This is a genomic window from Methylomagnum sp. (assembly GCF_054333355.1).
Genome location: NZ_JBTEKS010000103.1, coordinates 1 through 12,549, shown reverse-complemented (window position 1 = coordinate 12,549; position 12,549 = coordinate 1). Strand labels below are relative to the sequence as shown.

The following is a 12,549-nucleotide window of genomic DNA, read 5'->3' as shown; positions in this document are numbered from 1 at the left end:
GGCGGTCCAGCACGGTTTTCACCGCTTGGGGCGCGAAGGCTTCATCAAGCGCCCGGATCGGCGCGGCGAGGGTGGCGACCTGGGCTTCCTGTTGCCCCGCCAGGGCGGCGGCTAGGTCGCGGATCAAGGCCGGGCGCATCAGCGGCTCGTCGCCTTGCAGATTGACGACAATGGCGTCGTCCGGCCAGCCCAAGAGGTCCGCCACCTCGGCGATGCGCTCGGTGCCGCTGGCGTGATCGGGCCGGGTCATCACCGCCCGCACCGGCAGGCCCGCCACGGCCAGCCCGATGCGCTCGTCGTCGGTGGCGAGGAACACCTCATCGCCCGCTTCCAGCGCCCGTTCGCAGACATGGACAATCATCGGCTTGCCCGCGATGGGCAGCAATGGCTTGCCGGGCAGCCGGGTGGAGCCATAGCGGGCGGGAATCACGATTTTGAATTCGGCCACGGCGGCTCACTCCACCAGTTCGGTCTTCTTGGGCAGGGCGTCGTATTCTTCCAGGCTGATCTTCCGCGCCTCCACTTCCAGCATCACCGGGATGCCATCGCGGATGGGATAGGCCAGCTTGTCGGCCTTGCAGACCAATTCCTGTTGCTCCGGCTTATAGGCGAGGTCGCTTTTGCAGACCGGGCAAACGAGGATTTCGAGTAGTTTTTTGTCCATTTTGAATTTGCCTTTTATGGTTGGTTTGGTTGTTGTTTTCTGGTTCCCGAGCAGTAGCTATAGGATGGGTGCAGCGCAGCGAAACCCATCACTCCGGGCTAGGTGGCATGATGGGTTTCGCTAAAGCGCCACCCATCCTATGGGAACTGTTGGAGCGGGCTGCGAGTAATCCTAACACCGCCCCGCCGAATTCTTCTGGCAGCCTCGCCTCCACCGGCACATGCCAGTGTGCCGGCCCCGCGAAGGTTCGGCATTTGACCGCGTCCTTCTCGGTCATGAACAGCGGGGCCGCCCCCGCGAATTCCAGGTCTTCCTTGCTGTAGGCGTGATGATCGGGAAGCGCTCGCCCTTCGCAGGCCAAGCCATGCCGCCGGAGATGGGCGAAGAAGCGCTCAGGGTTGCCGATGCCCGCCAGCGCGTGGCACCGTTGCCCGGCGAAGTCGGCCAGGGGTCGGCGGAGCATTTCGTCCCGAAGACTCACCGCGTGCCCGCCCTCCAGCGCCATCCCGTAGCCGCCCGCCGCCGCCTCCCCGGAATACACCACCAAGTCCACCGAGCCAAGCCGTTCCGGCGGTTCCCGGAGTGGCCCGGCGGGCAGACAGCGCCCGTTGCCGAAACCCCGCGCCGCGTCGATCACGGCGATTTCAATGTCGCGGGCCAGGGCGTAGTGCTGCAAGCCGTCGTCGGCGATGATGAGGTCGCAGTCGGTGGCGGCGAGCAGCGCCCGTGCCGCCTGCGCCCGCGCCGGGAACACGTAGACCGGGCAGCCGGTGCGGCGAGCGATCAGCACCGGCTCGTCGCCCGCGTGCCGGGGATCGGTGGCGGCGGTCACGGCCAGGGGTTCTGGCTGTGTCGCGCCGCCGTAGCCCCGGCTGACGATGCCGGGCCGCCAGCCCTGCTGCTTGAGGAACCCGGCCAGCCAAATGGTCAGCGGCGTCTTGCCCGTGCCGCCCACGGTGAGATTGCCGACGACCAGGGTTGGCACCGGCAACTTCTCCGTTTTTTTCCGGCCATCCCGGTAGGCTTGGCGGCGCACTTCGACGGCCCGGCGGTACAGTCCCTCCAGGGGCCGTAGGCCGGGATTCGGCGCGGCTTGGCCGTACCACTGGGCTTGCAGCCATTGCTCGAAGCGGTTTTTGAGGGCCATCGGCTAATCCCGCTCTACCATTCTTCCGCCCGGCGCAATTTCAGCCCTTCCAGCGCCGCTGTCACCGTGCCATCGACGCACTGAATCTCCGCGATTTGCTGGCCGTTCTTGACCACATGGACGCCCGCGAAGGAGGTTCCGTCCGGGTTCTCCTCGGTGGCTTTTTCGCTGCCCGCATAGACGCGGTATTCCACCTCGCCGTTGGGGAGGTTGACGGAATAGGCCATGACCCGGCCGAAGCCTTCCCACTGGTAGGTGGACGCTTGATTCTTGGGCACGGACAGCGCCAGTTCGGGCTTGGCCTTGGGCTTGCCGAACGAATACTGAATGGCCGTGGCGGTGGCGCAGACTTCGACGCGCTTGCCGGATTTTTTGACGGTGCAGGCAAACAAGTTTTCCGACTTGGGATCGCAGGCGGCCTGGGCGGCGGTGGCGATGAAGGCGCTGATTAACAGAACGGAAAGGGTGGGCTTTTTCATGGCGTCACGGGATGAGTGAGGGCGCCTTTGGGCGCGACGAAATTAAGACGCTGACAACGCCGTTCAAATTCTCATCCCGGGTGATGTTGCTAAGGTCCGCCACCCGGCTCGTCCTTGGCCGCGAAGGTGACGTGCTTGTAGCCAAGCTGACCGGCGGCGTCCAGCACCGTCATGACGGACTGGTGGGTGGCGTTGCGGTCGGCGTCGATGACGATCAGTGGGTCGGCTTTCTCGCCCACGGCTTCCCGCAGCGCCTTCCGCACCGTTTCCATGCGCTCGTTCACCGTCTGGCGGCTGTTGATGATGTAGTGCCCCTGGTGGTCGATGACCACTTCGATCTCGCCGGCCTTGTCCTCGCTGGGCGGAGCGCCCGAGGCCTCCGGCAGGCTGATTTGCAATTCGGCCTCGCGGCTGAAGGTGGTGGTCAGCACCAGGAAGATCAACAGCACGATCAGCACGTCGATCATCGGTATCAGATTCAGCTCGGGCGACTCCCGGCGGTGGGGGCGGAAATTCATGACACCGGCCCGATGGGATGCTCTTCCTTGCGGGCGGTGTGCAGCGCCTCGATGAGCCGCAGCGCTTCCTCTTCCATTTGCACGGCGAGTTCGATGACCCGCCCCTGGAAATAGCGGTAGAAAATCAGGCTGGGAATGGCGACGGCCAAGCCCCCGGCGGTGGCGATGAGAATCTCCGAAATGCCGCCCGCCAAGCGGGTCGGATTGCCCAGGCCAGCGGCGGTGGAGAAGGTGGAAAACACCTGGATCATGCCCAGCACGCTGCCCAGAAGGCCCAGATAGGGCGACACCGAGGCGATGGTGCCGAGGGTGTTCAGGTAGCGCTCCAGTTCGTGGACCACCTGCCGCCCCGTCTGCTCGACGTTCTCCTTCATGGCGTCCCGGCCCTCCGCGATGCTGGTCAGCGCCGCCGCCAGCACGGCGCCCAGGGGCGAACCCGCTTTCAGGTTGCGTATCTGGATATTATCGAGCTGGTTCTTACGGTACAGGCTCCATATCTGCGGCAATAACTGCGGCGGCATGACCCGCTGAGTGCGCAAGGCCCACAGGCGCTCCACGATGATGGTCAGGGCGAGGACGGAGCAGCCGACGATGGGCACCATCATCCAGCCGCCCGATTTGATGATTTCAAACACGATCCATGATTCCCCAAAAAATAAGAATCGTCAGATTCTATCCTACCGTGACAGCGCGGGCACGGTGGACAATGCCGCCGGACTCCGGTCCCGTTCGGCGCGGGGACTGGCGGGTTTCAGTTGGGCCACGTCCAGGCTCGGAATGTCCAGGCTCACGCCATCGGCGCGCCAAGCCAGCGTGCCGATGTCCTGCCAGGGCTGGGCCATGTTCTTGTGGCGCAGGTCGTATTCCCAATCCATGGGCGCCCGGACCTCCTTCATCTTGATGACGAAATCCGCGTCGGACAGATTCACGCCCATCTCCACCCCGTAATAGGCGGTGATCTTCCGCATGAATTTTTCCAGCCGGTCGCGGCTCATGTGCTTGGTGATGGCGACGTTGGCCCACATGGATTGCACCCGGCCCCAATTCGGCGAGAGCAAGCGGCCTTCCGGGTTGACGAAGGGCAGCCAGGTTTCCTTGCCCGCCTTGTCCCGGTAGGCGATGGCGAGGATATGCTCGTAACCCTGGAAATGGTCGTGCATGTACAGGGCGTGGGGCGAAACCCCCAGGAAGGTGTGGGAGAAGTTGATGACCGAATCACTCATGTGGTCCAGCAGGGCCAGCCCCGCGTCCTTGGGGCGGGTGCCCGCCCAGCGGTAAAGCACGCCGTAATGAATGGTGCTGTTGAGTTGCAGCACCAGCAGCAGCACCAGGAACTTGGCGATGCGCTGGGCCACCTGCCGGTCGTTGGCGGCGTAGCGGGCGAACAGCTTCGGGAAGGGGCGCTCGTCCTCGAAGGCCGGCACGGGCGGCGCTTCGCAGGATTCGCCGCAGGCCAGCCGTTCGCGGTTATCGGCGATATTGCGATAAATCCGCCGACCCAGCCGGTAAACGCCCGGCAAGCGCAGCACGAGTCCCACCAGAGCGGGATAGCCCATTTTCAAGAGTATCTGAATGTAAGTATCCAAACCCGAATATAAACGGTCTTTCTTATCCAGTGCGTATAGGTCGGTCAGCAGGGTTGCATCGGGAATGGCATCCAGCCGCCGATATTGCCGGGCATGGCTTTGCAAGCCTTTGAAATCAATCGCCCGGAAAATATCGAAATGCTCGATGATTATAACGGTGCGATTGCACAGCGGGCATTGCTGGTCATAGAAAACCGTCAGCGCGGGTTGTTTCAGCCGGAGGAAATCGCCAATGCCCCGCCACCATTTGAACGGCACCAGCAAAATGTATTGAATCAGCATCGCGAAGCCGAAAGGATACACATTCAGCGACAGGATAATGCCGATATGGAAGGTGGCACCTATCAATAACAGCGGCACCCGGAATGGGCGCAGCGCAAACAGGAACAGGAATATCAACTGAAATACGATGATGGCGTAGCCGACGAACATTTCCAGCGGCTTGATGTTCAGCAGCGGCGTCATGTCCAGGGGCGACATATAGTAGGGCATGGTGGGCGGCAGCCACGAACCCATGCCATTGCGCCAGAATTCGGCGGAGAGTTTATGCAGCCCGGAATCGAAATATAACAACCCCAGCGAAATACCCGCCGGCAGAATATAGGACAGCACCGTGGTGTCGCGGGGCGGCTGGTAGCGCAGGCCCGGCGTGGAATAGCGCAGCTTGAGCCGCAAATTATCCAGCGACAAGGCGCGTTCGGTGGGCAGGAATATCAGCAGGAAACTGGTGGCCGTCATTAATTGGTCGAAGCCGCCGTCGAAATCCTGCCACATGGGGGTGAATACCACGAATATCACCCAGAATAGATAATTCGTGAACGCCATCTTGCGGGTGTGATGCCCCACAATCAGGCAGGCGACGATAAATATCCAGACCAGCAAGAAGAAATGCAGAATGGGCGAGGCGCGGTCGAAATAGGGGACAGGATCGAAAATCAAATGCCGGAAGTAAAACAGGAACATGATTTCCTGCAGGGCCACCAGGCCGAAGCCAATGCGGAACACGCCCAAGCCGGTGGTGGCAACCTTCTTGTCGAGGTTGTTCTGGATGAATCGGAGAATTGTTTTGTGCATGGTATATGGCGGGAGGCGATACTTAGCCAGCGGCTAATCACTTATTGACTATGAGGTTATAAGGAGGCGTCCAAACGGCCCCGCCCATCCGCCGGGAGTTTGGCCGTGGTTGTCATGGCGTTATTCGAAGGGGGTTTCCCATTCCCCCAGGAAAAAGCTCTCGCCCAAGGCCCGGCGGGAGCGCGGCCCGTATTCCCGTTCCCGCAGCTCTTCCGGCATCCGCGCTGCGGCGATTTGATAGCCCACAGACAGCATCGCCATGCAGGTATACCGCTCGGGGACGGCGAATTCGGCGCGGAGTTTGGCGGCGTCGAAGCCGCCCATTTGATGGACCATCAGCCCCAGCGCCGTGGCTTGGACGGACAGGCTCATGGCGGCGGCCCCGGTGTCGTACTGGCCCCAGCGGTTGGGCCGACCATCGGTGAATTGGCTGTCGGCAGACACCAGCATCAACAGCGGCGCCCGTGCGACCCAAACGCGGTTGCCTTCGGACAGGCAGTCGAAGGCCCGTTGCCATAGCTCGGGATCGGCGGCCCGATCCCAGATCAAGAACCGCCAAGGCTGGTCCCCAAAGCAGGAGGGCGACCAACGGGCGGCTTCCAACAAGGCGGTCAGTTTTTCCCGCTCGACGGGACGCTCCGGGTCATAGGCCCGGCCACTCCAGCGCAGGGCGAGGACGTCGGCGATTTCGGTCTGGGTGATGGCTTTTTTCTCGAACATGGTCGGAGGCTCGGGGTGGGATGGTAAGCGTAGGGTAGGCCCGGTGGGCCGTTTTTTCGATGGCTAAACAAGCGCGAGCGGGCGAATTGTACCGCTAAAAGAATGCGGTCGTGGGATTGGGGCGGGTGATGGCGGGGCAACCGCGCAGTAGGAATTCTCCCGTTTTCTCCCTCTCCGGCGGGAGAGGGTTGGGGTGAGGGGGGATCAAAAAACAGGTTTTCCTCCCTTTTGATCCGCTGGCCCGCTTGAGCTGATGGGGGTAGCGGCGGAAAAAATCCTTTTGGGCATCCCCTCACCCTAACCCTCTCCCGATGGGAGAGGGAACAAAAATCCTTAACTCAATGGCAGTGGCCGCAACCCCACCCCACGCAATGCTGGAACGCTCTCAGCAATTCAAACAACGGCCCGCCGCCTTCGCCCCGTTCGCGTTGAAATAGCCCAACACGCTGCCGCCATTCAAGATTTCCAACCGGCTCTTGCGGGGGTTGTAGCGCATACACACTTGATCGCCGCCGTCGAAGCACACCCGCGCCCCGGTGTTCAGGCGGATGTGGGTGTCGCCCATGTCGAGACCCACGGCATAGCTGCCCCGGATGCGGATGGCGCTGTCGCCGCTGGACTCGGGACCGAAGTCGATGCCGGTTCCGGTGCGGACATGCTCGAACTTGATGCCGGTCGCCCAGCCCGCTCCCTCGTCGCTTTGGATGTTGACCGCCTCGTCGGAACGCTGGCCGGGATGCGTATCGCCATAGCCATTCTTGGCGAGGAGGTTGATTCCAATCAGCCGACTGCCGGACACCATCGGCGATAGCTCCGCGTTGAAAGCGATGTTGGTGGAGCCGGGCTGGTAGGCGATGGCCTCGCCGTGATGGGCGGCGGTCCAGCCGGTGCCCCGGCTATAAATGCGGGCGTTGGTGCCAGTGGCGGAACCGGCGTTGCTGAGGGTGTCGATCTGGATGTAAAGCGGCCATAAATGCACCGCCGCGTCCGTGGCGGGCTGCTCGTAGATCAGCGACATGATTTCGCGGGTGCAGTCGTGGCAGGTGTCGCCGTCGCTTTTGCGGGCGAACAGCAGGGGGCTATCCAGCGGCGGCAAGGCGGGTTGTTGGTCGAACCATTGGATGGAATGCAGCGGGGTCGCCCATGACATGACGCCGTCCGCCGCGAGTGGCGGGGATGTCAGGGCGCCGAGTGTGATTAATAGAGACCATCGGTGACTCCTGTCTTGCATATCGACCTCCCTGTCGGATGAATTCCAATGAACCCCCCGTTATGGCGCGGAATCCGTTCGCGTCCGGGGGGCAATATCGGACTGAAGTCCGACCTACATGCTTGCGCAATGGGGTGTAGGTCGGGCTTTAGCCCGATTTTGTGTGGCTATATCAACGCCCGCCCCGTCAGTCGCTCCAGCACTCGGAGCGGCGCGGTGTCGGGCCGGGCCATGTGGCCGGGATCGAGATAAAAGGTCTGCTCAAGCAGGTACTGCCCGGACACGACGGTGTGTAGCACCTGATCCGAGTAAACCACCCAGGCGGTGCCTGCGGGAAACGGGAAAGTCAGTTGAGGCGACGACGCCTGATAATTCAGGTCCGCCTTGCCCAAGTCGTGGAGCTGATTCATGTAATGGTCGTACCGCGTGCGCCGGGACTTGGTGAGGCCGAGCTTTTCCATCAACCAGGCCGAACCGGGCCAAGGCTTGGGGGCTTGCGGCAAGAACTTTTGCGCGTATGGCTCGAATGGCTCGCCCACCCGCCAGACACGCGGCATCCCATGCGGATTGACGTTGGCGAAGACCCGCAATAACCGCAGGCCGCCGGTCGGATTGGACGGGAAGGCGTCCACATGCAGCCGGGTGTCGTCCTTCCGCCAACTGGTCACGCGGCCCTCGACCGGGGCTGTCCGGTAGGAGGTGAAGCCGCGCTTTAGATGCGGGGCGTAATGGGGGAACAGCGCTTTGACCAGGCTTTCGGCGGAATCCGCGTAGCGCGCCAAGGCCGCCTTGAGGTGGGCCAATTCCTCCGGCGTGCCCCGGGCGCCCTGTAACGGGCTGGCCGGGCCGCGATAACTGATGTTTTTGGCTTTGCCGTCGGACCATCGCTCGGATTGGAAGCGTTTTTCGTCTTCCGCAAACCGGAATCCCAGGTGCGGAAAATAAAGCACGCCGCCGCTTTCCAGCACCGATTCCAAACCGTCGGCCAAGTCGCTGGGATTCCAGGTGTCCAGGCCGCATTCATGAATAATATCGAGGCTCACGGGGTTCTCCGATAAACGGTGTATCCGGTTTGTCCGGTGGGTTTGTTCTTTAGCGCATCCGCTCCGCCACAATGAGGCATAGGGAGCCTGGCAATAGTGTAACTCAGGGAGCGGTGGGTCCGTGTGCCGAAATTAAACGCAAGGGATAACTCCATTGAAGGGGATGTTATTCGCTTGTTGCCACTATTTAATGGAATTGGCTGGAATAGTGGTTAAATAATTGGATGCTGGAAAACTAATTAAACCTTAATAAGTAATTTTTCGGTTGGGTAAAGGTGCCTGAATGGAGGTGGTGCTGGAATACGTACGAATACCCTGATTTTGGTGGAGCGAATCAGGTATCCATTAAGTAACGAGCGGGGGAATTTGGCGGATATGAAATGGCCCGCAATCCAGATTGATCCATTAATATTTTGGATCAACCATGAATTCACGGGCCGGTTATTATGAGGATTGGACGGGATGGTTTATTTGAATGCCGCACAATTATTGTCGGGGGGCGACAACACTGTACAGATTCAAGGCGTTCAGTCGGGTCGCCTCGCAGTCGAAACTGCCGCCGCCTTCGATGCATTCCTTCAGCGCTTGAATTGCGCGAATCGAAAACAGCGGGTGGCCGCTGTGGATGTCTCGACGAAAACAATCAAGCAGTTCGCGGGTGATGCGTAATTCTCTGGTTCCTGCCATAAAGGTTTACCCTTGAAGTTATTGAGGTTTCTTGGGAAATACCGTTAAACACTTATGTCTGGCAATACGTTGATAGTATGCGAGACACGGATCGGCGCCGGGTGGGACCAGATGGTTTCCGAAAAGTTCCGGGGTGCGCGGGTTGACGGTGGGGCGGGAACGATGCATACGCCGAACCCGTGGGGTAAGATTGTCGGCGTGTCACATATCGAACGGGAAACAACCTTGATTATCAACCACGTAAAAGGCATCAGCAAATCCACCCGGGCCATCCTCGCGGAGCATGGCATCTTCTCGGTGGAAGAACTCGCCAACTCGGATGTGGACCAGTTGGTCAAAATACCGGGCTTCAACAAGCCGAAGGCGACGCGCATGATCCGCGCCGCCAAGTACATGATTGGCGACATGGCCAAGGAGGCCGACACCCTGGAGTTGCGCGAGAAACCGACGGCTTCGGAAGAGGGCAGGGCACCCGACACGATGGCGGGCGAAGCGGTCAACCTGGCCGATGGGCGGTTCTACATCAACCAGGAATTGAGCCTTCTGGAATTCAACCGCCGGGTTCTGGAGCAGGCCATGGACGACCAGACGCCGTTGCTGGAGCGGCTCAACTTCCTGTGCATCTCCTGCTCGAACCTGGACGAATTCTTCGAGGTGCGGGCGGCGGGCTTGATCCAGCGGGCCGATCTGGGGGCGGCGCGTAGCGAGTCGGATAATCTGACTCACCAAGAGACCTTGGGGGCGATCTGCGCCCGCGCCCATGACTTGGTGGCGGAACAGTACCGGGTGTTCAATCAGATCATCGTGCCCCTGATGGAGGAGCAGGACATCCGCTTCCTGCGCCGCACCGAGTGGAACGCCTCCCAGCAGGCGTGGCTCAAGCAATATTTCGAGGAGGAACTGCTGCCGATCCTCAGCCCCATCGGCCTGGACCCGGCCCATCCGTTCCCCCGCATCCTGAACAAGAGCCTCAACTTCATCATCTCCTTGGCCGGCAAGGACGCCTTCGGGCGGGACATCGAACTGGCGATTCTGCAAGCGCCCCGCTCCTTGCCGCGCATCATCCAACTGCCTCAGGCCGAGACCGAGAGCGGCCCCAATGACTTCGCGTTCCTCTCGTCCATCATCCACGCCTTCGTGGGCGAGTTGTTCCACGGCATGAGGGTGCGGGATTGCTATCAGTTCCGCGTGACCCGCAACAGCGAAATGTATCTGGATGAGGAGGAAATCGACGACTTGCTCCGCGCCCTGGAGGGCGAACTGAGCAGCCGCAACTATGGCGACGAGGTGCGGCTGGAGGTGGCGGACAACTGCCCGGAGTCCATCACGGGCTATCTATTGGGGCAGTTCGGCCTGGGGCTGGACCGGCTCTACAAGGTGGATGGCCCGGTCAACCTCAGCCGGGTCCGCGAGGTGTACGACCTCATCGACCGGCCCGACCTCAAGTATCCGGCGTTCAGCTCGGGCTGCCCGACGCTGCTGGCCGGGGGGCGGGACTTGTTCGACGCCATCAGGAAGCAGGACATCCTGCTGCATCATCCCTACGAGAGCTTCAATCCCGTCATCGAACTGATCCGCCAGGCGGCGGACGACCCGCAGGTGGTCGCCATCAAGCAGACGCTCTATCGCACCGGCCCGAATTCGCCGTTCGTGGACGCCCTGCTCCGGGCGGCGCGGGCGGGCAAGGAAGTGACCGTGGTGGTGGAGCTGCGGGCGCGGTTCGACGAGAAGGCCAACATCTCCCTCGCGACCCGCTTGCAGGAGGCGGGCGTGCAGGTGGTGTACGGCATCGTGGGCTACAAGACCCACGGCAAGATGCTGCTCATCCTGCGCCGGGAGGGGAAGAATCTGCGCTATTACACCCACCTCGCCACCGGCAACTACCATCCCCGGACGGCCCGCCTCTACACCGATTATTGCCTGTTGAGCGCCGACCAAGCCCTGGGCGAGGACGTGCGCAAGGTGTTCGTGCAACTCACCAGCCTGGGCAAGGTGGGCAAGCTGAACAAGCTGTTGCAGGCACCGTTCAGCCTGCACCAGACCCTATTGCGGAAAATCCAGCGGGAGAGCGAACACGCCAAGGCGAGGCGGCCCGCCCGCGTCATCATCAAAGTGAACTCGGTGGCGGAGCCGCAATTGATCCAGGCGCTCTATCGGGCGTCCATGGCGGGGGTGGAGATCAAGCTGATCGTGCGGGGCATTTGCTGCCTCCGGCCCGGCGTGCCCGGCATTTCGGAGAATATCGAAGTGCGTTCCATCATTGGCCGGTTCCTGGAGCATAGCCGCATCTATGCCTTCGAGAACGGCGGGCACCCGGAAGTCTACGCCGCCAGCGCCGACTTCCTAGCCCGCAATATGTTCCGCCGAGTGGAGGCGTGCTTCCCCATCGAGAATAAGAAGCTGTCCGACCGCATTCGGGACGACTTGGAGCTTTACCTGAAGGACGATGGGCAGGCGTGGGTGTTGAATTCCGATGGCGTCTACACGCGGCGGACGCGGCAGGGCCAGGTCGGAATCCAAGCGCAGGCCGTGCTGTTGGAGAGGTTTAGAAAGTAGCCGCAGCCAGGCGGGGCGTTGAGGCCGGTTCCCAGGCCGAAGGCGTTGGGAACCGGCGAATGGCGTCTTGGCTTAGGTTGGCGCTACCTTCCGCCACTGATTCCAGTCTGTGGCTTGGTGGCCGGGGTGGGCGGCTTTGGATAAACGTAAGTCTTTTTGGTGGAGTCGGAGGTGTTGACGGTCAATTCCGCCGGACTCGTCAGGCACGACCACTTGCCAATCTGAACCAGTATCTGGGCGTTTTTATCCAGCCCGACCAGATTCAGCTTATTGCCCGCCAACCTAATCACGCCTTTTCCGCATTGGGCCATATTGATGGTGAAGCTGTCCTTGTTGACGGCTTTCATATCCACGATGGCGGCGGTTTTTAGAACCCCGGTGTTGGTGGCCGAGATCAGGCTGGACACATTGAGGAACGTGCTGATGCTGTAGTCGGCGTCGCTGAACTTCGCGGCATCCCGATCAGCCGGGCCGGATACGAGGACATAGTACCGGTCGGTGCTGGGCGTCTTCATGTCGAATTTGAACCCATTGGTGGCCGGCGTGGTGGTCGTCGCCGTGCTATCCGTGGTGGTCTTCGGCAGGGTGGAGCAATTGGCGGCGTTGACGGTGTAATTGCCCTGCAATAAGCCCTTCGAGTTGTAATAGGACAGCACGTAATTCACGCCGGACGTGTCCGCCACCGCGCAACCGAAATAGATCGGCACGGTGCCCGTGGGGTTCTTGCTGGCGTTGTTGTCCACGTAGTAGTAGTCCAGGTCATCCACCGCCGCGAGCTGCGCGATGACCGCCTCGGTGCTGGTCAAAGGGACCGCGTTGACCTGGGTCTCATTGGGTTCCAACTCGCCGGGCAGACGGGTGACCG

General features: G+C 61.3%; 13 protein-coding genes. 1 reads left to right on the top strand and 12 read right to left on the bottom strand.

The features are described 5' to 3' along the window. The 11 genes from kdsB to ACXWUF_RS10015 all read right to left on the bottom strand — a co-directional run. On the bottom strand, positions 1-448 hold a 448-nt coding region (gene kdsB, locus ACXWUF_RS10065), incomplete at its 3' end, for a 3-deoxy-manno-octulosonate cytidylyltransferase (protein ID WP_458494542.1). A gap of 6 nt (positions 449-454) precedes the next feature. Continuing rightward, on the bottom strand, positions 455-664 hold the full coding sequence (locus ACXWUF_RS10060) for a Trm112 family protein (protein ID WP_458494541.1): 210 nt from the start codon (positions 662-664) through the stop codon (positions 455-457). Positions 665-752: 88 nt separating this feature from the next. Then, positions 753-1,811 carry a tetraacyldisaccharide 4'-kinase gene (lpxK, locus tag ACXWUF_RS10055; RefSeq protein ID WP_458494540.1) on the bottom strand — a complete coding sequence of 353 codons (1,059 nt, stop codon included), beginning with the start codon at positions 1,809-1,811 and terminating at the stop codon, positions 753-755. Positions 1,812-1,825: 14 nt separating this feature from the next. Next, on the bottom strand, positions 1,826-2,290 hold the full coding sequence (locus tag ACXWUF_RS10050) for a hypothetical protein (RefSeq protein WP_458494539.1): 465 nt from the start codon (positions 2,288-2,290) through the stop codon (positions 1,826-1,828). Positions 2,291-2,379: 89 nt separating this feature from the next. Further along, positions 2,380-2,808 carry an ExbD/TolR family protein gene (locus ACXWUF_RS10045; RefSeq protein WP_458494538.1) on the bottom strand — a complete coding sequence of 143 codons (429 nt, stop codon included), beginning with the start codon at positions 2,806-2,808 and terminating at the stop codon, positions 2,380-2,382. After that, positions 2,805-3,443, bottom strand: coding sequence for a MotA/TolQ/ExbB proton channel family protein (locus ACXWUF_RS10040; protein WP_458494537.1), 639 nt, complete (start codon positions 3,441-3,443; stop codon positions 2,805-2,807). Before ACXWUF_RS10040 ends, ACXWUF_RS10045 begins: the two co-directional genes overlap by 4 nt. 42 nt (positions 3,444-3,485) lie before the next feature. Next, positions 3,486-5,468: a DCC1-like thiol-disulfide oxidoreductase family protein gene (locus tag ACXWUF_RS10035; RefSeq protein ID WP_458494536.1), complete on the bottom strand. Its 1,983-nt coding sequence runs from the start codon at positions 5,466-5,468 to the stop codon at positions 3,486-3,488. Positions 5,469-5,588: 120 nt separating this feature from the next. Next, the gene (locus tag ACXWUF_RS10030; RefSeq protein WP_458494535.1) at positions 5,589-6,188 is read right to left on the bottom strand and encodes a nitroreductase family protein; all 600 of its coding nucleotides are present in this window, start codon (positions 6,186-6,188) and stop codon (positions 5,589-5,591) included. A gap of 385 nt (positions 6,189-6,573) precedes the next feature. Continuing rightward, positions 6,574-7,338 carry a hypothetical protein gene (locus tag ACXWUF_RS10025; RefSeq protein WP_458494534.1) on the bottom strand — a complete coding sequence of 255 codons (765 nt, stop codon included), beginning with the start codon at positions 7,336-7,338 and terminating at the stop codon, positions 6,574-6,576. A 227-nt stretch (positions 7,339-7,565) separates the two neighbouring features. Beyond that, positions 7,566-8,441, bottom strand: coding sequence for a Kdo hydroxylase family protein (locus ACXWUF_RS10020; RefSeq protein WP_458494533.1), 876 nt, complete (start codon positions 8,439-8,441; stop codon positions 7,566-7,568). Between the two features lie 486 nt (positions 8,442-8,927). Then, the gene (locus tag ACXWUF_RS10015) at positions 8,928-9,128 is read right to left on the bottom strand and encodes a hypothetical protein (protein WP_458494532.1); all 201 of its coding nucleotides are present in this window, start codon (positions 9,126-9,128) and stop codon (positions 8,928-8,930) included. 225 nt (positions 9,129-9,353) lie between these two features. Here ACXWUF_RS10015 and ppk1 point away from each other — a divergent pair, with 225 nt between their 5' ends. After that, the gene (gene ppk1, locus ACXWUF_RS10010) at positions 9,354-11,684 is read left to right on the top strand and encodes a polyphosphate kinase 1 (protein ID WP_458494531.1); all 2,331 of its coding nucleotides are present in this window, start codon (positions 9,354-9,356) and stop codon (positions 11,682-11,684) included. Between the two features lie 83 nt (positions 11,685-11,767). On the opposite strand, the gene ACXWUF_RS10005 is transcribed toward ppk1, so the two are convergent. Further along, positions 11,768-12,549: hypothetical protein (locus tag ACXWUF_RS10005; RefSeq protein WP_458494530.1), on the bottom strand; the 782-nt coding region annotated here is incomplete at its 5' end.

What these genes read in the sequence shown, in the direction of transcription:
- ACXWUF_RS10060 (WP_458494541.1), bottom strand. Translation starts at nt 664, where the DNA reads ATGGACAAAAAACTACTCGAAATCCTCGTTTGCCCGGTCTGCAAAAGC.
- lpxK (WP_458494540.1), bottom strand. Translation starts at nt 1,811, where the DNA reads ATGGCCCTCAAAAACCGCTTCGAGCAATGGCTGCAAGCCCAGTGGTAC.
- ACXWUF_RS10050 (WP_458494539.1), bottom strand. Translation starts at nt 2,290, where the DNA reads ATGAAAAAGCCCACCCTTTCCGTTCTGTTAATCAGCGCCTTCATCGCC.
- ACXWUF_RS10045 (WP_458494538.1), bottom strand. Translation starts at nt 2,808, where the DNA reads ATGAATTTCCGCCCCCACCGCCGGGAGTCGCCCGAGCTGAATCTGATA.
- ACXWUF_RS10035 (WP_458494536.1), bottom strand. Translation starts at nt 5,468, where the DNA reads ATGCACAAAACAATTCTCCGATTCATCCAGAACAACCTCGACAAGAAG.
- ACXWUF_RS10030 (WP_458494535.1), bottom strand. Translation starts at nt 6,188, where the DNA reads ATGTTCGAGAAAAAAGCCATCACCCAGACCGAAATCGCCGACGTCCTC.
- ACXWUF_RS10025 (WP_458494534.1), bottom strand. Translation starts at nt 7,338, where the DNA reads ATGTCATGGGCGACCCCGCTGCATTCCATCCAATGGTTCGACCAACAA.
- ACXWUF_RS10015 (WP_458494532.1), bottom strand. Translation starts at nt 9,128, where the DNA reads ATGGCAGGAACCAGAGAATTACGCATCACCCGCGAACTGCTTGATTGT.